We start from the raw sequence: 19,097 nt of genomic DNA on the forward strand, positions 1-19,097 counted from the left end.
GTTTACACCGACATGGGCCCGTTTTGCCTCAACTTGCTGCTTTAATACCGCCTCGGCGGCGCTTGGCTACCAGCGCCGGGGGGGGCGGGACTCGCGGGGCCGGGCCTCATTGACCTTCAAAGCCCTGCCGTCCAGATCGGCGCCGTTCAGCGCGCGAATGGCGTTTTCCGCGGCATCGCTGTCCATTTCCACAAAACCAAATCCGCGCGACCGCCCGGTCTCCTGGTCCGTGATCACCTTAACCGACTGCACGGCGCCGTACTGCTCGAAAAGGTTGCGGACGGAGTCCTCGGTGGAGTGGAAGGACAGGTTGCCAACGTAAATGCTCTTTCCCATGTTTCAAGACTCTCCTTACAAGAATACACTTCGCCCCTCACCTCTGGCGAGGGGACGCTCACTAGCCAATGAGCCTTGCTTTTTAGCTGATTGTGGCGCGCGATGCGTCGCCTTGGTCAAGCGGTCGACTGAGGCTGATTGGTCGAATATCCGTAAACTATTATCCAAAAAAACCAACTTGTCAACAGGTGCTCGCGGTTTCCTCGCGCCGGACCGCATTTTTCGCCCTCGTCAGCCGCCTGACGAAAGCCCGGCAAAACCGCACCTCTACGGGAACTAATATAACACCTTGCGGCATCCTCGGATAAATTATTTTTCATCCGCGTCATTTTTTTCTTGCGCCGCGCCGGCCGGCCCGGCCCACGCGTTTTGCCCTGGCGCGGCGGCCGCCGCTTGTTGCATAGTAAACAATGTTATCACGGGCCGCGACAACCAACACGCCAGCGGAGGAAGACCAATGAAAGCCATCTGCGCGGACCTGCGCGACGAATACGAAGCCCTCGATTTCATTGTCGAAGGCCTGGACGCCAACGGCTGGCGCACGCTCACGCCGTTTCTGGGCTGGGACATCCACTACGAAATCGCCCACATCGCCTACTTTGACGGCACGGCCCGCCTGGCCGCCACCATGCCCGACGACTTTAACAAACATGTCCAAGAGCTGTTTGCAAATCTTGATAAATGGGATGAGATATTCGGCCAAGTGCGCGATATGCCCGATCAAGATCTGCTGCAATACTGGCGCGAACAGCGCAACGCCCTGATCGCCGCCCTGGAGCCCATGGGCCCCAAGGACCGCCTGCCCTGGTATGGCCCGCCCATGAGCGCCCGCTCCTTCGCCGCCGCGCGCATCATGGAGACCTGGGCCCACGGCCAGGACGTGGCCGACGCCCTGCGCGTGCGGCGGCAAGCCACCCCGCGCCTGCGCCACATCGCCCACCTGGGCGTGACCACCTACGGCTGGAGCTTCGCCGTCAAGGGCCTGGCCAAGCCGGAGGCGCAAATCCGCGTCGAGCTGAGCGGCCCCGAAGGCGACCTGTGGGCCTGGGGGCCCGAGGACGCCGCGCAGAGCATCGTCGGCCCGGCCGAGGATTTCTGTTTGGTGGTCACCCAGCGCCGCAACGTGGCCGACACCGCCCTGCAACCGGTGGGCGAGGCCGCCACGCAGTGGATGCAGGTGGCCCAGTGTTTCGCCGGCCCGCCGGCCCACGGCCCCAAGCCCGGCGAACGCGCCTGGTGAAAGCCGCCCCATGAACGCAAAAAGGCCCGGCGCGCATGGCCGGGCCGTTTCATCGCGGCGCGATGGGTCAGACCTGGGTGTCGACGTTGAGCCCCTTGCCCAGCTTGTTTTTCAAGTCTTGGTTGAGCACCTCGACGGTGAAACGCGCCGTGGCCTGCATGGATTCCCGCAGGCTGACGCCGGCCTTTTCCGGGTCTTGGATGATCTCGTTGGCCCGGTTGAAGGCCCGGATCATGGTGCTGGCGTTGGCGGCCTCCTCGACCAATTGCGCCGAAAGGGCCGTCACATCTTGTTGCGACATGTTGCCGTATGATCCGATGGCGCTCATGACCGCCTCCCCTGCTGAGTTTCCGCCTCATGAGCCTTATCGGCAGGGACTTGCGCTTTCTTGAGCTCCGGCGGCAAAAAAATCAGCCCGCGCGCCGAAAAATCAGCTCCCAGGCCGGATCGGCCATGAAATAGTCACGCATGCCGTCGGGCGTGGCGCAACCGCCGGGCTCCCCCAGGCTCAGGCCCAAGGCCTGGCCGTAGGCCCGCGCCCAGACCCACGAACAGATCGGCCAGCGCTCCAGGGCCAACAGCCGCCGCGCCACGTAGGCCTCGCCTCGTCTCCGGCCCAGGCTCAGGCCAAACAGCGCCCAGGCCAAAAACCAATCGGCCAAATGCGCCGCCAGTTTCCACCAACCATAGCCCCGGCCGGCGTAGGCCCGAGCCGCCTCGGCCACGGCCCCACGCTGGGCGGCCGAAAGGCCCCGCCGACGCCAGACCTCGCAGGGCCCCCGCCGGCCGGCCCAGGGCAGCACGCGCACCCGCCAAAGGGCCTCCAGCGTCTCGCCCGGCCCGACAAAGCCAAACACGTGCCCGGCCCGCGTGGCCGGCTCGCCCGGCGCGGTCTGGCAAAAACGCACCAGCGCCAGCCCCGGCGTCAGGCCAATATCGCCCGGCAGTGGCGCGAAGCGCCCGTTGTTTCGGCTTACCTCGTCATGAAACTCGCCCATGCTCGCCTCCCGCGCCGTCGTGCATGGCCAAGCCGGCCACGGGCCAATGGTCGGCCGACAGGCCGGGGCGGCCCAGGAGGCTGGCGCGGGATTGCCTTTCCAGAAAACGCCGTCACGGCGAGCGGCCGCGTAAATGCCATCGCCCCGCCGTTGACGAGCGGCGGGGCGGTATGGGCTTGCTGGCACAACCGATCAATCTTGTTGACATTATTCAACAAGTGCTCTAACATCGATTTGTTTTGCCGGCAACCAGGTGTCTTGTCGCGGGGCCATGGGCCGCGCGCCGGTTTTTTTCGCCCAATCGCGCGGATCGTTTGCGATGGTTTTCAGCTCGCCGTTGTTTTTATTCATCTTTTTGCCGGCCGTGCTGGGCGTCTACTACCTTGCCCCGGGCCGGGCCAAAAACTATGTGCTGATCGCCTTCAGTTTGGCTTTTTATTTCTGGGGCGAGCCTTCGTTCGTCTTCGTGGTGCTTGGCTCGACGCTTTTCGATTGGCTGGTGGTGCGCGCCATGCACGCCACGACCGGACATGGTCGGCGCAAGTTCTTGGTTTTTCTTGGAGTATTGGCCAACGTCGGCATTCTGGTCTATTTCAAGTACATGAATTTCTTTGCCGACGCCGTCAGCGCCCTGCTGGTCGACCTTGGCCTCAATCCGTTCGTTCTGGCCAAGATAGCCCTGCCCATCGGCGTGTCGTTTGTGGTCTTCGAAAAAATCACCTACCTTGTCGACGTCTACCGCGACGTGGGCAAACCGGCCCGCAATTTCGCCGATTATCTGCTCTATGTTTTTTTCTTTCCCAAGCTGCTGGCCGGGCCGATCATCAAGTACCACGACATCGCCGACCAGCTTAAGCGGCGCGAGCACAACCTGCCCAACATCCAAGCCGGGCTCAGCCGTTTCGCCGTGGGCCTGGCCAAAAAGGTGCTCATCGCCGACACCTTGGCCGAAGTGGCCGACTTTTCCTTTGCCGCCGATCCGGCCACGCTGGGCCCGTTTTTCGCCTGGCTGGGGGTGATCTGCTTCACCTTCCAGATATACTTCGATTTTTCTGGCTACAGCGACATGGCCATCGGTTTGGCGCGCATGTTCGGTTTCCGCCTGCTGGAAAACTTCAACCTGCCTTATATCTCGTCCAACTTCACCGAGTTCTGGCGGCGCTGGCACATCTCGCTGTCGTCATGGATCCGCGATTATCTCTACATCCCCCTGGGCGGCAACCGCGTCGCCACCGGGCGAATGTACTTCAACCTGTGGTTTTGCTTCGTGCTTTCGGGCTTGTGGCATGGCGCGAACTGGACGTTTGTTTTGTGGGGCGTCTATCACGGCGTGTTTTTGGTCTTGGACAAGCTGTTCTGGCTGCGCCAGGGCGCGCGCCTGCCCAAGGCCGTCAACATCGGCGCGACGTTCTTTTTCCTGGTGCTGGGCTGGACGTTGTTCCGCGCCACCGACATCGGCCATTTCGCCGGTTATATGCGGGCCATGCTCGGCCTGGCGGCCGACCCGGCGGCGTTCAAATATCTGACGGCCAACATCTGGTTTTATCTGGTCCTGGCGGCCGTGCTGTCGTTGGCCCCGGCCTGGGGCCGTTTGTGGCGGCTGCTGCCCAGGTATCGGGCCTTTGCCCTGCGCGTCGAGTTCGAATTGTCCTGCTCGCTGGCGTTGATGCTGCTGGTGATGGGCAAACTGGCGGCGCTTACGTTCAACCCGTTTATATACTTCAGGTTTTAGATAATGGGCTTCATGGGCATCGGCATACAGACCGCATTTTCCGGCGCGCTGCTGGGGCTTTTGATCTACTGCCTGCGCATCGTGCTGAACTATCCGGCCATGTTCGACTGGCCCAGGGCCGTGTTGTTGATGATCTTTGGCGGAATGGCCGGGCCAGTCGTCTTTTTTGGGCTGTATTTCGCCGCTTGCCGCCTGCCGCTGATCTGGGGCTTGCGGGCGGCATGGCTGCTGCGGCGCTGGGGCGGCGGCGCGTTGCGCGGCCTGTTGCTGACGTTGTGTTTGGCCCTTTTGATCTTGCCACTTTTCAACACGGCGCTGGAAAACTGGTTTGATGTGCGTTTCGCCAAAAACGACCAAAACGTGCTTTATGGCGTCTATAGCGAGAAAAAGCCGCCAGCCTTTCGCTGGGCCGGATTGCTGGACGGCTCGCTCCAAAACCAGTTCGGCCAATATTTTAACAACAGCTTCAGCCTGCGGCCCATCTTGATCAAACTCAACAATCAATTTTATTATAGTGTTTTCGCCAAATCCTACATGTACGACGACGCCATCGTGGTGGGCAAAAAACGTTGGCTATACGAAGAAGCCTACATTCGTTTTCAGCAGAATATCGCCAACCAGACCCACATCGCGCACATCGAGCGTTACGCCAAGCAATTGCGCGAGTTGCAGGATTTGCTGCGCAAACGCGGCGTCACCTTTTTGCTTTTGATCAGCCCCAGCAAGGCCACCACCTACCCCGAATACATTCCCGAGCAATTTCATTGGTTCAGCCGCCCCGGCCAACTCAACCAACAAATGCTCATGCCGCTTCTGGACAAATACGGCGTGAACTATTACGACGCCCAGGCCACCGCCCTGCGATGGCGCGACAAAGCCCCGGCCACGCTCTTTTGCCAGGGCGGCACCCACTGGAACGACCTGGGCGCCATCTACGCATTGCAAGGCATGCTGGCCAAGCTGGAAAAAATCAGCGGCAAAAAGCTCACGCGGCTGCGCTTGGACGGCGTGGATATCGACAACAAACCCATCGGCTTTGATCGCGACCTGGCCGAATTGCTCAACCTTTACTACCAGCCCTACGATTTTCCCACGCCGCACCCCAAAGTCACCCCGCTCAGGGACGCCGCCACCTTCACCGGCGACCTGGCCCTGGTCGGCGGCAGCTTCAACTGGATCATATTGAATCTTCTGCACAAATACGGCGTATTCGACACCATGGACTTTTACTACTACTTCCGCACGGCCTTTCGCTCCTATCACGCCGGCCGTGAACCAGCCCCCCAAAGCAAAATCGACGTCTGGACCATGGATTGGGACGCGCGTATTTTCAACAAGGATTTCGTGATCGTGGAGATGAATTCGGCGGTGATACCCTTTGGCAATTACGTCTCGGCCTTTGCCCGAGGGGCCCGTCAGAACGACAAATAAAGCGGTCGACAGCTAGCTTCGCTGGCGCACCACCTCCATGAGCATCACCCCGGCGGCCACCGAGGCGTTGAGGCTCTCCACCCCGGCGGCCAGGGGCAAGGTGGCCAGCATGTCGCAGTTTTTTTGCACCAACGGCGCAACGCCCTTGTGCTCCGAGCCCACCACCACCGCCAGCGGACCCCGCAGGTCCAGCGCCCACGGCGCGGCTCCGCCCCGGGCCACGGCGGCCACCGACCACAAGCCGATCTCCTTCAGGCCTGCCAAGGCCTGGCTTATGTTGGCCACCCGACAAACCGCCACCTGACCCAACGCGCCGGCCGCGGCCTTGGCCACCGCCGGCGTCAGTTGACAGGCGCGATCCTTGGGCACGACGACGCCCAGCGCCCCGGCCGCCGCCGCCGAACGCAGCATGGCCCCCAGGTTGTGGGGATCCTGCACGTGATCGACGACCAAAACCAAGGCCCGTCGCCCGGCCTCCTCCAGGACGGCCAGCAGCTCGTCCCACGCGGCGTAGCGGCCTTGCGCCGCCACCCGCAAGGCCACACCTTGATGCACCGCGCCGCCGGCCATCTGGTCCAGCCTGCGGCGTTCGATCTTCTCCACCTTCAGCCCGGCGGCGCGGGCGGCCTCGACCAGGCGGCCGACGGCCTCCGAACGCTGCCCGGCGACCACCAGCAAGGCGATGGCCGTCTGGGCCTGGTCGGCCAGCGCCTCGGCCACGGCGTGACGGCCCACGATCAGATCGTCGCGTCGCTCCACCTTAGAGGCCCCATTCCCGCTTGATGCGCGTCAATTGGCGCTCCGTGCGCAGGCGGTCGGTGGTGATGATGGCCTCGACCTGGGCCGCGGCCTTGTTCAGGTCGTCATTTATCACCAGGTGGGTGTAGTCCTGGGCCGCGGCCAATTCATAGCCGACCCTGGCCAGGCGCAGGCGGATGTTGTCCTCGGTTTCGGTGCCCCGCTGGCGCAGACGGCGCTCCAGTTCGGCCCGTGAAGGAGGCACGATGAAGATGAACACGCCTTGGGGATAATGGCCGCGCAGGGCCTTGCCGCCGTTGACGTCGGTGTCCAAAAACAGGTCGACGCCTTGGCCGATGGTCTGATCGATGACCTGGGCCGAGGTGCCATACATGTTGCCGAAGATCTCCACGTGCTCCAAAATGTCGCCGCGCTCCAGGCGCTGGATGAACGCCTGGCGGTCGACAAAGTGATAATCCACGCCGTCGCGCTCGCCAGGCCGGGGGGCGCGGGTGGTGAAGCTGACCGAATAGGCCAGATCGGGCAGGTTTTGCCGCACCATGGCCCCGACGGTGGACTTGCCCGCGCCGGGCGGGCCCGAAAGCACGAAGATCTGGCCGGTGGCGCTCATTTTCTGGGGGCCTCGCCAAGGGGGATTTGTTGATCGTCGTGAATGGTCTGCTCGAAACGCTGGGCCATGGTTTCAGCCTGGATGGCGCTGAGCACCACATGGCCGGTGTCGGTGATGATGATCGACCTGGTCTTGCGGCCCTGGGTGGCGTCCAGCAGGCGCTCGGCGGCCTTGGCCTCCTCGCGCAGGCGCTTCATGGGCGCGCTGGCCGGCGTCAGGATGGCCACCACCCGCTTGGCGGCCAGGGAATTGCCAAAGCCCACGTTGAGCAGCTTGGAAGGCATGAGCGGCCCCCTATTCGATGTTTTGCACCTGTTCGCGCAGGCGTTCCAGTTCGGCTTTCATTTCCACCACCATGGCGCTGGCCTGGGCGTCGGGGCTTTTGGAGCCCATGGTGTTGGCCTCGCGGTTGAGCTCCTGCAACAAAAAGTCCAGCTTGCGGCCCACCGGCTCGCCTGCTTCCAAAAAGGCCCGGAACTGCTCCAGATGGCTGGCGGCGCGCACGGCCTCCTCGGTGATATCGCACTTGTCGGCGATAATGGCCACTTCCAGGGCCAGGCGTTCAGGGTCGGCCCGGCCTTCGTCCAGGAGCTTGCCGATCCGTTCGGTCAGGCGCTGGCGATAGTTTTCCACGATCTGGGGCGAACGGGCCGCGGCTTGGCCGAAAAAGCCCTCCAGCCGCTCCAGCCGCTCCAGAAAATCGCGGCGTAGCGAGTCGCCCTCGGCGGCGCGCATGGCGTCCAGTTCGTCCAGGGCCGCCAGCATGGCCGGCTCCAGTTGGGCCCAGTAGACGTCCATGTCCGGGTCGGCGTCCATGGTCAGGATCATCTCGCGGCAGTTGATGTAGGGCCAGACGTTGCCGTTGCCGCTGACGCCAAGTTCCTGCTCCAATTCGCGCACGATCTGGCGATATTGCTTGAACAGCGGCCGGTTGAGCACCAGCCGGGGCACGGGTTCGGCCGCGCCGCTGGCGCTGATGGTGATGCTGACCCGCCCCCGCGAGAGCCTGGCGGCCAGGAACTTCTTGATGCGGTCCTCCAGGGCGGCAAGTCCCGAGGGCGCGCGCAGATGGATGTCCAGAAAACGCGAGTTGACGGTGCGGATCTCGACGATCCACTGCCCGTCCAAGGCGGTGGATTGGCCGCGTCCATAGCCGGTCATCGATTTAATCACTGGTCTTCTCCACTATCGGCGGCGGCCCGACGTTTCAGGCGCCAGAGGTGACGCTCCCGGATCAGCGCCAGCAGCCGCGTCATTTCGTCGCCGGCGTAATCGCTGTAGGTCCAGGCCAACGCTCGATAGCGGCCGCGCTGGAAAAACAGCGTCAGTTCGCAGTATAAATCCAGGCCCAAAGGCAGGCGATGGCCCTGATATTTGTGCGTGGCCAGGATCAACCCATCGGCGGTGAGCAGGCCGGGATCGATGTTGACCGCGCGGCGGCCCTCCCGGGCCAGGCTCACCTCCAGGGCCATGCACTGTTTTTTGATCCGGGCCAGTTCGTGCAGGGGCGTCGGCCGCTCAAACACGGCCAAGCGGCGATCCAGGCCCAGGCCCATTTCAGGTTCGTAATAGATTGTCTGGCCAAAGGCCATCGGCGCGCTCAGGCGCTCCAGCGGGCCGCAAAGCTCGGCCAAGGCCCGTATCGCCGCCAGGCGAGGCGCCTCCTCGCGGGCCAACAGGCTGATCACCAGCGTGGCCGGTTCGGGCGCTTTGGCCATTGCCGCGCTCGCCAACGCCTACGCCCGGGCCACCTCTAGCGCCGCCCCACGCTGAAATAGGTGAAGCCGGCCTCGCGCAGGCGTTCTGGCTGATAGACGTTGCGCAGATCGCAGATCACGGGCTGGCGCATCAGGCCCTTGATCCGCGCCAAGTCCAGGTTGCGAAACTGGTTCCACTCGGTCATAAGGATCATGGCGTCGGCGCCCTCGACGGCGTCGTAGGAGTTTTTGCGCATCTCCACGCCCGGCAGCATCGGCGCGGCGGCCTCCATGCCGGCCGGGTCATAGGCTCGGATGGTCGCGCCCATTTCCATCAGGGTGGGCAGAATGACCAGGCTGGGGGCCTCGCGCATGTCGTCGGTGTTGGGCTTGAAGGTCAGGCCCAGGCAGGCGATGACCTTGCCGGCCACCTGGCCGCCCAGGGCCTTGATTACCTTGTCGGCCATCACCAGGCGCTGGCGGCGGTTGACCTCCATAACCGCCTCGACGATCTGGAAGCGGTAGTCATTTTCCTTGGCCAGATGAGCGATGGCCTCGGTGTCCTTGGGAAAGCACGAGCCGCCGTAGCCGGGGCCGGCGTGCAGAAACTTGGGGCCGATGCGCCGGTCCAGGCCCATGCCCTTGGCCACCACCTGCACGTCCGCGCCGACCAACTCGCAGATGTTGGCCATCTCGTTGATGAAGCTGATCTTGGTGGCCAAAAAGGCGTTGGAGGCGTACTTGATCATCTCGGCGGTTTCCACGTCGGTGATCACAAACGGCGTTTCGATCAGGTACAGCGGGGCGTAGAGGTCTTTCATGATGGCCTTGGCCTGTTCGCTGGCCGCGCCCACCACCACGCGGTTGGGCCGCATGAAGTCCTCGATGGCCGAGCCCTCGCGCAGGAACTCGGGGTTGGAGACCACGTCGAAGGGGATGGGCCGTTTCTGGCTCCGCTGGATGATCTCGGCGACTTTCTTGCCCGTGCCCACCGGCACGGTGGATTTGGTCACCACCACTTTGTAATCTTGCATGTTCTGGCCGATGGCCTGGGCCACGTCCCAGACGTAATGCAGGTCGGCCGCGCCATCATCGCCCTGGGGCGTGCCCACGGCGATGAAGACCACCAAGGCGTTGGCCACGCCCTTGTCCAGTTCGGTGGTGAAATGCAGGCGGCCCTCGCGGGTGTTCTTGGCCACCAATTCCTCGAGCCCCGGTTCGAAGATGGGCACCTTGCCGCCCAGCAGCATGTCGATTTTTTTGGGGTCGTTGTCCACGCAGGTGACGTTGAGGCCGAACTCGGCGAAGCAGGTGCCGGTCACCAGACCGACATAGCCAACCCCCACAACACAAATGTTCATCGCGGCATCCTCCGCATAATGCGTCCGGCCCGCCGGGCCGGTTGGCGGTCTATTGTTTCGCTCGCCGGCCGGCCTCGATGGCGCCCATGGCCAAGCCGATCAACAAGTACACCATCAGGGCCGAATCGTCGGCAAAAAAGTCGTCGCTCATGTTGCGCAGGGCAAAGCCGGCGATCATCACCGCCGTGGCCGCCTTGAACAAATCGCCCACCCGGCCAGCGGCCGGCGGCGCTTTGGGCCAGCACGACCAAAAGGCCAGGCCCAGCAACCACAACAGCGCCAGCAGGCCTTGCAGGCCCATCTGCACGGCCGCATCCAAAAACATATTGTGGGCGTGCCACAAAAGCGGCTGGTTGCTGTCACGGAACTCGGGGAAGGCCTTGGAAAAGCTGTTGCGGCCCAGGCCGACGCCCTCCAGGGGGCGTCGGGCTATCTGTGCGATGGTGTGGCGCCAGACCGTGACCAGATCGCCGGCCGTTCCGCCGACTTCTTCTGGGTCGCTGACGATGCGATCCAGGGCCCGCCAGTCCTCGCCGTGACGCGAGCCGGGCAGCAGCAGCAGCGACGCCGCCAGCAGCGCCAGCACCAGCAGGCCCACCGCCGCGATGCGCAGCCGTTGCCGGCTGAAGACTATCACCATCAAAACCAGCTCCACCAGCATGCTCAGCCAGCAGGCCCGGCTATAAGAAAGATAAGCCGCCAGAACCGCGCACACCGCCACCGCCGCGATCAGCCTCCGCTGCCGCCGCTCGGTGAACACCAGCGGCGAAATCAACAGGTACGGCCAGATCGTCACCAGATAGGTGCTGAAGGTGCCATAGCCGTTGTGCAAGGAGCCGGCCCGCAGATCGTGATGCAGCAAGCTGCCGCCGTCGACGAAAAACAACGCCACGCCCATGAAAGTCATGATGGCCGCGCCGGCCACGACGGCCGCCAAGGCCTGGCGCAGGAGCCCTTCGTCGTGAACAAAATGCAGCGCCGCGTAAAAGATGATCAGCGGCTTGATGATCTCCGAGCGCACTTCGCTGAGCGAATAGCCGAAATCCACCGCCGAGACCAGGCTGAACACCGCGCAAAAGGCGTAAAAGGCCAACGGCAGAAAAAGCGCGCTCTTGCGAAAGGTCCAATCGCCACGGGCGGCGTAGGAGGCGGCCAACAAAAAGGCGAAGCCGGCCATGGCCACCTCCCTGGCGGCGGTGATGGCCTCCATGGGCAAAATGATGATCAGCGTCAGCAGGCTCACCCGGCAGAGGCGAAATAGCGTCTCGGACAGGCGCTCGCGGTCGCTGAATATCGGCGAACTGATGTTCATGGCCATCGCGCGCCTATTCGCGGGTGTTGTTGCACTGGGCGCATTGGGCCAGCACGTGGGCGTTTTCATCCAGGGCCCGGGCCAGGCGGCCGGCGGTGACCGCCGATGTGCCCACCTCGCCCACCACCACGCCGGCGGCGAAGTTGGCCATGGCCGCCGCGTCGATGGGCGTCAGCCCCGCCACCAGGCCCAGGGTCAGGGTGCTGATGACGGTGTCGCCGGCGCCGGTGACGTCATAGACCTTCTTGGCCATGGTGGGGATGTGGGCCTCGGCTCCGTGGGAAAACAGCGTCATGCCCCGCTCGCTCTGGGTGACCAGCACGTGGCGGGCGTCGAGCTCCATCAGCAACCGGCGGCCGGCCTTGATCACCGCGCTGGGTTCGTCGGTGGAGACGCGGGCGGCGGCCAGGGCCTCGTGGTGGTTGGGGGTGATCACCGTGGCCCCGGCGTAGAGGGCCATGTTGCTCACTTTGGGATCGACGGTGACGATCTTCTGGCCCTTGCTGGCCATCTTCATCAGCGGCTCCAGCAACGGCCCGCTGATGACGCCCTTGGCGTAGTCGCTGACGATGACCGCGTCGCAATCGGGCAGTTCGGCCTTCAGATAGGCTCGAAGCGCCTCGACCTCGGCGTCGCGGGCGGGCAGGCGATGTTCGCGGTCGACGCGCACCACCTGCTGGCTGTGGGCGACCACGCGGGTTTTTTTGGTGGTGGGCCGCTGGTCGCTGACAATGACGCCTTCGCATGGCACGTCCAGGTCGTCGAGCAAATCGAGGACCTGGCGACCGGCCGCGTCGTCGCCCACCAGGCCGCACAAAAGCGTGCGGCAACCCAGGGCCGCCAGGTTGTGCACCACGTTGGCCGCCCCGCCCAGCATGTGGGTCTCTTGGTCGACCTCCACCACCGGCACCGGGGCCTCCGGCGAAATGCGCGTGACCCGGCCCCAGATGAACTGGTCCAGCATCACATCGCCCAAAACCAATATGCGCGCCGTGGCGAATCGCTCCACGGCGTATTTCATCCGATCGATGTCAAACTGAAACTTCATCGAACCACCTGGCTGGTTTGCAACAATTCTTCCACGCCGGCAACCACTTGCTCCACCTGGATCTCCTCCACCGTGCCCTCGGCCTTCAGGGGCAGAAACGGCGCGTTCCACGGGAACCAGACATCCAGGGGCGTGCGCTTGCTCCAGATGACCACCTGGGGCGCGCCCACGGCCGCGGCGATGTGCATCGGCCCGCCCTCCACGGTGACAAAGACCGAAGCCGCCTTGATAATAGCAGCAAATTCCTTCAACCGGGGCGACCAAAACACCGGCGCGCGGTCCAAAAGCCCGCCCATGAGTTGGGCGACCCAGGGGCCATCGGCCGGGGCGTGGGTGATCACCAAGCCCTCGGGCCGCTCCAGCAAAATCTCCACCAGCCGGCGATAGCGCTCCTCGGGCCAACGGCGAAAGGCGCTGTATTGCCAGCGCGTGACGTTGATCACCAACGGCCCCGGCCGGCGATCAAGGCCGTGTTGACGCAAAAACTCCGCCACCGTGGCCTGGGCTTGCTCCGGCACGTCCAGAAAAAGCTTTTTTTCGGGGTTGTCCACGCCGATGTGGCCCAACAGGTCAAAACAGCGCATCACCTCGTGAATGCCTTTGGGCGGCCAAGCCACGGGCCGGTTATAAAAAAAGCCCCAGCGCTTTTTCTTGTCCTTGGCCTCGGGGCCAAAGCGCCAGCGTCCGCCACTGGCGTAGGCCAGCCAGGCCTGCGACGAAGAAAACAACGAACGCGGCGCCAACACCAGGTCGTACCTTTCGCGGCGGATGCGGCCCAACATGCGCCACAGCAGGCCCAGCGAACGCAGCTTGCCGTATTGGCCGTGCTTGGCCTTGGGATAGGTCCACAGCTTATCCAGGGCGCGGTGGCCGCTGATGGCCTCCTCGGTCAGGGTGCAGACCACCGCGGCGATGCGCGCCCGGGGAAAGGCCCGGCGCAGGGCGTCGAGCATGGGCGTGGTGCAGATCACGTCGCCGATGTTGTCGTTGCGCACCACCAGAATCTTGGCGACCTGGGCCGGGTCGTATGGCCCGGGGTCGTCGCCCCAACGCCGCAGCACGAACACGTTGCACAATCTGGAAAGAAACGACAAGCCTCATTCTCCTCGCCGGGCGGCCGAACCAACGCCCGTGGCGAAACCATCGATCATGCGCTGGGCGCAGGCCCGCCAGGTGAACAGCCGGCCGATGCGCTCGCCGCCCCGCCGGGCCATGGCGCGGGCCAGGTCCACATCGTCCAGCAACCTCTCGAAGGCCCTGGCCAGGCCTTCCACATCGCGTGGTTTGACCAGAATCCCGCCCTCGCCAACGACCTCGGGCAGGCCGCCCAGATCGCTGGCCACCACCGGCAGCCCGCAGGCCAAAGCCTCGCCGGCCGAAAGCCCCAGAGCCTCCTCGCCCAGGCTGGGAAACGCCGCCAAGCGGCCCAGGGCGTAAAAACCGGCCAGGCGTTCCTGGGGCAGATAGCCCACGAAACACACCCGGCCCACCAGGCCAAGCTCGTCGACCTGGCGTTGCAAATCGGGCAGATAGGGCCCTTCGCCGGCCACCAGCAGCTTAAGTCTTGGCCGGCGGCCAGCCAGCAGGGCCACGGCCTGCATGGCCCGCTGCACGCCCTTGAGGGCCACCAGACGCACGGCCGTGACGATGACCTCGTCGCCGGCGGTCAGCCCGGCCAAGCGGGCCAACGCCTCGTCGGGCGCGGTCGGCCGGAAGCAATCGCCATCCACGCCCAAATAATTGACCGCCGGCCGCAGGCCCGTGGCCCGCGCCATCTGCTGGGCGTTGTGTTGGCTGACCGAGGCCAGATAGTCCAGTCGACGGCCCAGCCAGGCATAGCCGGGATAATATTCCGTGCCGCCGCTGAGGTAGCCGACCTTGGCCGCGCCGCCCCGCGCCGCCCACAGGGCCGGGCCCACGTCGTAGGTCTTGAAGACGACCAGGCGATCGTAGCCGCCGTGGCGCAGTTCTTCAAAGGCGTTATGGGCCAGACTCAGCCGCTCCAGCAGCTTGCGGGCCCGGCTGCCCAGGTCGGGGAAGCGCTGACGGTCGCGAAAGGCGAACGTCTTGACCTCCAGCCCTTGGGCCGCCGCCGGCAACGGCCGCTGGCTGGCCCCGCCGATGACCACGACATCCTGGCCCATTTCGGCAAAGGCTCGGGCCAGACGCCAGACGCCGGTCTCCACCCCGCCGCTCTGGGTGGTGCTGGTCAGGTTGTAAAGAGCCCATTTCACCGGGCGATATCCTCCAACTCGGCCAGGACCACCGCCGCCCTGGCCGGCCAGGCGTAGGATCGGGCCAGTTCCCGACCGGCCCGGCCCAATTCGCCAGCCAGGGTCTGATCGGCGGCCAGGCGCTCCAGGGCCGCGGCCAGAGCCGCCGGATCGTCGGGCTTGAAAAGCAAGGCCTGACGGCCGTGCGTCACCACCGCCCGGGCCGCCGGCGTGTCCGGGGCGATCACCGCGCAGCCGGCCGCCAGATACTCGAAGAGCTTCAGCGGGCTGGTGAACTCGGCGGCGATGCGCTGACCGGCCGCGCCGGGCCAGACGGCCACGCCGGCCCGGCTCAAAAGCTCGCGCACGGCCTCTTGGCCGGCGCGGGGCCGCATCGTCACCCGGCCGGCCAGGGCCGGGTCATTGGCCAAGGCCGCCAGCCCGCGCCAATCCGCGCCGCCTTCGTCGCCGCCCAGGATCTCCAGGCGGATCGACGGGGTCAGCATGGCCGCTTTCAGCAGCAAATCCACGCCCTTCCACCGCCCAAGCCCGCCGGCGTAGGCCACTAGCGCCCCGTCGCGGCCATCTTGGCCCACGGCGAAAAAGCTTTCATCCACCCCCGACGGGGCCACGGCCAGCGGCCCACGCGCCAGGCCCTCGGCCTCCAGGGCCTGGGCCAGCGGCCGGCTGATGGCCACCACTCGATCGGCCTCGGCCAACACACGGCGCTCCAAGGCCGCCAACCGGGCCAACTTGGCCCCGCCCAGCCCCTCCTCGGCGGCGGTCTGGGCGAAGATCTCGTGGGCCTCGTAGAGCAATGGCAGGCCATGGGCGGCGCGCCGAGCCAACAGAAAATCGGCCAGCTTCAGGTGCCGGACCATCAGCCCGTCCAACCCGCCGGCTTTGGTCAAACGCCGCAACCGGGCCAGGGCCGCCTGGTGATAAACCCCGTGCCACGAAAACGGCGCGCTCGAACCGGGGCCCTTTTGCAGCATGGCCACCGGCTCGATGGTCACCCCCGACCCCGGCCCCAAGCCCAGATCGGCCACCCGCCGGTCCAGCCCCCGAAACGCGCCCACCAGCAGATGAACCCGCGCGCCCAGCCCGGCCATGGCCCGCAGCGTGGCCGCCATCTGCAAGACCCTGGCCTGAACGCGACCAAGGTGCTCGGGATAAAGGTAGGCCAGACGCAACGATTCAGACCTCGGATTTGGCCAGCATCTCGTTCATCAGTTCCATGACCTGCTCCACCTTCAGTTCGCGCATGCATTTTGGGTCTTTGCAGCGTTTGGTGGTGCAGGGGTCGCAAGTGCGCTCGACCTTGAGCACCCGGTGCATGGCCCCCCGTGGCCCGATGGTCGCGGGATCGGTGGGGCCGAACAACCCCAGCACCGGCGTGCCCACGGCCTGACCCAGGTGCAGGGGACCGGTGTCGTTGGTCAGAAGGATGTCGGCCCGCGAGATGCCGGCCGCCAGCCGGCGTAACGGCACGTCCAGCAGGCAGGGCAAATGGGTGCGGGCCACGGCGTCGATCTCTTGAAAAAGCTCTTTTTCCGAGCCCGTGCCCACGCAATAGATGCCCACCCCGCGCAACAACAGCTCGCGGGCCACCAAGCCGAAACGCCGGGCCGGCCAGCGCTTGAACAAGTTGGCCGCCCCCGGCACGATGGCCACCCGTTTTTGGCTGGAACCCAGGCCGTTGTCGACCAGCCATTTTTCGGCCTCGGCCACCTCGGCCTCGCTTAGGTAGATGCGCGGCGCGGTCTGGTTGGTGGGCGCGCCGCCGGCCTCCTTGGCCATGAGCAGACGCTTGTCCACCACGTGCATGGTCGGCGGCAGGTCGATGGCCGTGGTGCGTAGCGCCTCGCTGCGCCAGCCCTGGATATTGTAGGCCGCATCGTAGCTCAGCTTGGGCAACAACCGCCAGATGTCGTCGTTGGCGTGCATGACCACGATGCTTTCGTAGTGCTGATCGCGCATGCGCCAGGCCAGCGAAAGCCGAAAAAACGGATTGTTGCGATAGGAAAACAACTGCCTGATGTTGGGCTGATTCAGCAATAGCGGCAGACGATGCTGATGCACCAGCACGTCCAGGTCGTAGACCTTGCCCAGTGAATCCAGGGCCGGAATGCTAAGAAGCGTGTCGCCGATGGCCGTGGTGCACACGGCCAAGGCCGCTGGTCTGTTCACGGCAGAATCCTTTCCGCGCGGCCTTCCAAGGCGGCGATGGTCTGGCTGAGCCATTGGTCCTGGCTGGGCACCCTGGCCGCGAAGCCGCGCTCCAGGCCCAAAGCCCGGCGGCAGGCTTCGGCCAGGGCGCGGGCGTCGTCGGGCCGTTGGACGATCCCGCCGCCAAGGCCCGGGTCGATCAACTCGGCCGCGCCGTTGGCCGTGGTGGTCACCACCGGCAGGCCAGCCCAGAGGGCCTCCAGGCAAGCGTTGGCGCAAGGGTCGTAAATCGTGGGCAAAACCATGGCGTCGGCCCCGGCCAGCAGCATGTCGACATCCTTGCGCTGGCCCATGAAACGCACCCTGCGCTCCAGGCCCAGGCGGCCGGCCTGGCGCTTGAACGCGCCCACGCGATCCTTGCCCACCACCAGCAGTTCGGCCTCGGGCAGCAGGGCCAGGGCCTCGATGGCAAAGGCCAGGCCCTTGCGCTGAAAGCCCGAGCCCAGAAACAACAGCGTCGGTCGCGTCAGGGCCAGTTCATCCCGCGCGCGGTCGCGGGTGGCGGCCAGCCGCGCCGCGGCCAAACGGGCCTCATCCACCCCGTTGTATATAACGGTTATTTTGGATTTGGCCACACCACAATATTGCCCCAGCTCGTCGGCGACCATCCGGCTGTTGGCGATGACCAGTTCCAGCGCCGCCGAGGCGAAGGTGCGCCGCTCCAGCTCCAGAAAGGCGCGGTGCTTGGGGTTGAAGCGAAAAGAGGCGCGCTTGAGGGCCGAACAAAAACGGCCGCGTCGGGCCAGCCAGGCGGCGTGACAGCCGTCGCCGGCGCGGACCACGGGGCTGCCCGGCACGCGCTCCAGGCTCAAGAACGTTTCCACCCCGGTCTGGATCATCCGCGCGCGGGCCGTCAAGGCCCACTCCAGCATGGCCGCCCGGCCCGAGTGATGCTCCAACTCCACCAGATGCAGCTTCAGGCCATCGGGCCGTGGCCCCTGCCAGTCGACCGCCACCACGTGGACCTCGTGGCCCCTGGCCAGCAGGCCCTCGGCCAGCAGCAGCAAGGTCTTTTCGGCCCCACCGGCGCTGTCGTATTTCTGGCGGATCAGGCCGACGCGCATGAGCTTTCCGTTCTGGCCAGCAGGCCGTCCAGCGCCTGGCAGACCCGCGCCGGCGCGATCTCCACCAGACAACGGCTGATCTTCGAGCCGTCGCAGCCGTCGCGGCCACAGGGGCGCTGGGGACAATCGCCCGTGATAACTTCGCTTTCCACCCGCCAGGGCCCCCACATCTTTTCGCCGGACGGGCCAAACAACACCGCCGTCGGCCGACCCAGGGCCGCAGCCATGTGCATGGGCGCGCTGTCCACGCCAAAAAACAACCGCGCGCCATCGATCAGCGCGCCCAGGCCCAGCAAATCCAGCCGGCCCGACAGATCCACCAGGCCCGGCCTGGGGCCCAGGATATCCTTGAGCCGGGCCACGAAGGCCATTTCGGCCGGGGCCGGCGCGGCGCTGAGCGCCACATCCAGGCCCAGGCCCAGCAGATGCTCGGCCACCGCCGCATTGCCTTCGGGCGTCCAGGACTTGAACATCCAACGACTGGTGGGGTGCAGCGCCACGTAGCGCCCCGGCCGCAGGCCGTGGTCGGCCAAAAGGCGCGCGACCTCGTGTCGGGCGGCCGGGCCCGGTTCGAAACGCAGCCTATCGTCGGATGGTTCGACGCCGATGGCCCGGATTTGGCGCAGAAAAGTCCGCACCACGTGGTCTTGCGTGCCGCGTTGATCCACCAGCAGGTGGAAGGCCCGGGCCCGCATGTGAGGCTTTTTGGGTTCGAAACCCACCCGCAGCTTGGCCCGGCCGGCCAGGCTCAGCCAGGCCCCGCGATCGCCGCCGGAAAGCTCCAGCGACAGATCGAAATGCTCGCGCCACAGCCCGGCCAAAAGCCCGGCCTGCTCGGCCAGGCCGGCCAGGCCCTTCAAGTCGCGGCGCACCACGCGCAGGCGGCTGACCTGGGGATTGTGGCGCAGCATGTCCTCGGTGCCCTGGTTGACGACGGCCGTCACCTCGACGCCGGGAAAGGCCCGGTGCAGGGCGGCGATCACCGGCGTGGTCACCAGCACGTCGCCGATGTGGCCCAGCTTGATGACCAGCGCCCGCCTGGGCGCGCGCGCGAGCCGACGCTCCAT

Annotated in this window: 20 protein-coding genes; 3 read left to right on the forward strand and 17 right to left on the reverse strand. The window is 65.3% G+C overall.

Translation table 11 applies throughout. The annotated features are described in order from the left end of the window. Nucleotides 1-66 precede the first annotated feature (66 nt). On the reverse strand, nt 67-336 hold the full coding sequence (locus tag DEBA_RS10325) for an RNA recognition motif domain-containing protein (protein ID WP_013258875.1): 270 nt from the start codon (nt 334-336) through the stop codon (nt 67-69). Nucleotides 337-793: 457 nt separating this feature from the next. Here DEBA_RS10325 and DEBA_RS10330 point away from each other — a divergent pair, with 457 nt between their 5' ends. Further along, nucleotides 794-1,576 (forward strand): TIGR03084 family metal-binding protein, encoded by a 783-nt coding sequence (locus DEBA_RS10330; protein WP_013258876.1) that lies wholly within the window; start codon nt 794-796, stop codon nt 1,574-1,576. Between the two features lie 67 nt (nt 1,577-1,643). On the opposite strand, the gene DEBA_RS10335 is transcribed toward DEBA_RS10330, so the two are convergent. Both DEBA_RS10335 and DEBA_RS10340 read right to left on the reverse strand, forming a co-directional pair. Continuing rightward, complete coding sequence (locus tag DEBA_RS10335; protein ID WP_013258877.1) at nt 1,644-1,904, reverse strand: hypothetical protein; 261 nt, start codon at nt 1,902-1,904, stop codon at nt 1,644-1,646. A gap of 82 nt (nt 1,905-1,986) precedes the next feature. Further along, nucleotides 1,987-2,574: a hypothetical protein gene (locus DEBA_RS10340; protein WP_013258878.1), complete on the reverse strand. Its 588-nt coding sequence runs from the start codon at nt 2,572-2,574 to the stop codon at nt 1,987-1,989. A gap of 319 nt (nt 2,575-2,893) precedes the next feature. On the opposite strand from DEBA_RS10340, the gene DEBA_RS10345 reads away from it, so the two are divergent. Further along, on the forward strand, nt 2,894-4,306 hold the full coding sequence (locus DEBA_RS10345) for an MBOAT family O-acyltransferase (protein WP_013258879.1): 1,413 nt from the start codon (nt 2,894-2,896) through the stop codon (nt 4,304-4,306). Between the two features lie 12 nt (nt 4,307-4,318). Continuing rightward, nucleotides 4,319-5,737, forward strand: a complete 1,419-nt coding sequence (locus tag DEBA_RS10350; RefSeq protein WP_187288539.1) for an alginate O-acetyltransferase AlgX-related protein — start codon at nt 4,319-4,321, stop codon at nt 5,735-5,737. 12 nt (nt 5,738-5,749) lie between these two features. Here DEBA_RS10350 and rlmB read toward each other — a convergent pair whose 3' ends face one another. The 14 genes from rlmB to rfaQ are packed head-to-tail and all read right to left on the reverse strand — an operon-like array spanning nt 5,750 to nt 19,097. Next, nucleotides 5,750-6,496 carry a 23S rRNA (guanosine(2251)-2'-O)-methyltransferase RlmB gene (gene rlmB, locus DEBA_RS10355; RefSeq protein WP_013258881.1) on the reverse strand — a complete coding sequence of 249 codons (747 nt, stop codon included), beginning with the start codon at nt 6,494-6,496 and terminating at the stop codon, nt 5,750-5,752. Nucleotide 6,497: 1 nt separating this feature from the next. After that, nucleotides 6,498-7,106: a guanylate kinase gene (gene gmk, locus DEBA_RS10360; RefSeq protein WP_013258882.1), complete on the reverse strand. Its 609-nt coding sequence runs from the start codon at nt 7,104-7,106 to the stop codon at nt 6,498-6,500. Next, nucleotides 7,103-7,390 carry a DUF370 domain-containing protein gene (locus tag DEBA_RS10365; RefSeq protein ID WP_013258883.1) on the reverse strand — a complete coding sequence of 96 codons (288 nt, stop codon included), beginning with the start codon at nt 7,388-7,390 and terminating at the stop codon, nt 7,103-7,105. Before DEBA_RS10365 ends, gmk begins: the two co-directional genes overlap by 4 nt. A gap of 10 nt (nt 7,391-7,400) precedes the next feature. After that, the gene (locus DEBA_RS10370) at nt 7,401-8,279 is read right to left on the reverse strand and encodes a YicC/YloC family endoribonuclease (protein ID WP_013258884.1); all 879 of its coding nucleotides are present in this window, start codon (nt 8,277-8,279) and stop codon (nt 7,401-7,403) included. Beyond that, complete coding sequence (locus DEBA_RS10375) at nt 8,276-8,824, reverse strand: DUF4416 family protein (protein ID WP_013258885.1); 549 nt, start codon at nt 8,822-8,824, stop codon at nt 8,276-8,278. The genes DEBA_RS10370 and DEBA_RS10375 overlap by 4 nt, the downstream gene beginning before the upstream one ends. 35 nt (nt 8,825-8,859) lie before the next feature. Next, on the reverse strand, nt 8,860-10,164 hold the full coding sequence (locus DEBA_RS10380) for a UDP-glucose dehydrogenase family protein (RefSeq protein ID WP_013258886.1): 1,305 nt from the start codon (nt 10,162-10,164) through the stop codon (nt 8,860-8,862). A 49-nt stretch (nt 10,165-10,213) separates the two neighbouring features. Then, the gene (locus DEBA_RS10385) at nt 10,214-11,476 is read right to left on the reverse strand and encodes an O-antigen ligase family protein (protein WP_187288540.1); all 1,263 of its coding nucleotides are present in this window, start codon (nt 11,474-11,476) and stop codon (nt 10,214-10,216) included. A 13-nt stretch (nt 11,477-11,489) separates the two neighbouring features. Then, complete coding sequence (gene rfaE1, locus DEBA_RS10390; protein WP_013258888.1) at nt 11,490-12,524, reverse strand: D-glycero-beta-D-manno-heptose-7-phosphate kinase; 1,035 nt, start codon at nt 12,522-12,524, stop codon at nt 11,490-11,492. Continuing rightward, on the reverse strand, nt 12,521-13,618 hold the full coding sequence (locus DEBA_RS10395; protein ID WP_013258889.1) for a glycosyltransferase family 9 protein: 1,098 nt from the start codon (nt 13,616-13,618) through the stop codon (nt 12,521-12,523). The genes rfaE1 and DEBA_RS10395 overlap by 4 nt, the downstream gene beginning before the upstream one ends. A gap of 3 nt (nt 13,619-13,621) precedes the next feature. Further along, a complete protein-coding gene (locus DEBA_RS10400; protein WP_013258890.1) occupies nt 13,622-14,758 on the reverse strand; it encodes a glycosyltransferase family 4 protein in 1,137 nt (378 codons plus the stop codon). Beyond that, nucleotides 14,755-15,930, reverse strand: coding sequence for a glycosyltransferase (locus tag DEBA_RS10405; RefSeq protein ID WP_013258891.1), 1,176 nt, complete (start codon nt 15,928-15,930; stop codon nt 14,755-14,757). The genes DEBA_RS10400 and DEBA_RS10405 overlap by 4 nt, the downstream gene beginning before the upstream one ends. Before the next feature lie 4 nt (nt 15,931-15,934). Further along, nucleotides 15,935-16,927 carry a glycosyltransferase family 9 protein gene (locus tag DEBA_RS10410; protein WP_013258892.1) on the reverse strand — a complete coding sequence of 331 codons (993 nt, stop codon included), beginning with the start codon at nt 16,925-16,927 and terminating at the stop codon, nt 15,935-15,937. After that, nucleotides 16,924-18,030, reverse strand: coding sequence for a glycosyltransferase family 4 protein (locus DEBA_RS10415; RefSeq protein ID WP_013258893.1), 1,107 nt, complete (start codon nt 18,028-18,030; stop codon nt 16,924-16,926). The genes DEBA_RS10410 and DEBA_RS10415 overlap by 4 nt, the downstream gene beginning before the upstream one ends. Beyond that, nucleotides 18,015-19,097 carry a putative lipopolysaccharide heptosyltransferase III gene (gene rfaQ, locus DEBA_RS10420; RefSeq protein ID WP_013258894.1) on the reverse strand — a complete coding sequence of 361 codons (1,083 nt, stop codon included), beginning with the start codon at nt 19,095-19,097 and terminating at the stop codon, nt 18,015-18,017. Before rfaQ ends, DEBA_RS10415 begins: the two co-directional genes overlap by 16 nt.

It is taken from the genome of Desulfarculus baarsii DSM 2075, assembly GCF_000143965.1.
In the GTDB taxonomy this organism is placed as follows: Bacteria; Desulfobacterota; Desulfarculia; order Desulfarculales; family Desulfarculaceae; genus Desulfarculus; species Desulfarculus baarsii.

What these genes read in the sequence shown, in the direction of transcription:
- DEBA_RS10325 (WP_013258875.1), bottom strand. Translation starts at nt 336, where the DNA reads ATGGGAAAGAGCATTTACGTTGGCAACCTGTCCTTCCACTCCACCGAG.
- DEBA_RS10330 (WP_013258876.1), top strand. Translation starts at nt 794, where the DNA reads ATGAAAGCCATCTGCGCGGACCTGCGCGACGAATACGAAGCCCTCGAT.
- DEBA_RS10335 (WP_013258877.1), bottom strand. Translation starts at nt 1,904, where the DNA reads ATGAGCGCCATCGGATCATACGGCAACATGTCGCAACAAGATGTGACG.
- DEBA_RS10340 (WP_013258878.1), bottom strand. Translation starts at nt 2,574, where the DNA reads ATGGGCGAGTTTCATGACGAGGTAAGCCGAAACAACGGGCGCTTCGCG.
- DEBA_RS10345 (WP_013258879.1), top strand. Translation starts at nt 2,894, where the DNA reads ATGGTTTTCAGCTCGCCGTTGTTTTTATTCATCTTTTTGCCGGCCGTG.
- DEBA_RS10350 (WP_187288539.1), top strand. Translation starts at nt 4,319, where the DNA reads ATGGGCATCGGCATACAGACCGCATTTTCCGGCGCGCTGCTGGGGCTT.
- gmk (WP_013258882.1), bottom strand. Translation starts at nt 7,106, where the DNA reads ATGAGCGCCACCGGCCAGATCTTCGTGCTTTCGGGCCCGCCCGGCGCG.
- DEBA_RS10365 (WP_013258883.1), bottom strand. Translation starts at nt 7,390, where the DNA reads ATGCCTTCCAAGCTGCTCAACGTGGGCTTTGGCAATTCCCTGGCCGCC.
- DEBA_RS10375 (WP_013258885.1), bottom strand. Translation starts at nt 8,824, where the DNA reads ATGGCCAAAGCGCCCGAACCGGCCACGCTGGTGATCAGCCTGTTGGCC.
- DEBA_RS10380 (WP_013258886.1), bottom strand. Translation starts at nt 10,164, where the DNA reads ATGAACATTTGTGTTGTGGGGGTTGGCTATGTCGGTCTGGTGACCGGC.
- DEBA_RS10385 (WP_187288540.1), bottom strand. Translation starts at nt 11,476, where the DNA reads ATGAACATCAGTTCGCCGATATTCAGCGACCGCGAGCGCCTGTCCGAG.
- rfaE1 (WP_013258888.1), bottom strand. Translation starts at nt 12,524, where the DNA reads ATGAAGTTTCAGTTTGACATCGATCGGATGAAATACGCCGTGGAGCGA.
- DEBA_RS10415 (WP_013258893.1), bottom strand. Translation starts at nt 18,030, where the DNA reads ATGCGCGTCGGCCTGATCCGCCAGAAATACGACAGCGCCGGTGGGGCC.
- rfaQ (WP_013258894.1), bottom strand. Translation starts at nt 19,097, where the DNA reads ATGGAGCGTCGGCTCGCGCGCGCGCCCAGGCGGGCGCTGGTCATCAAG.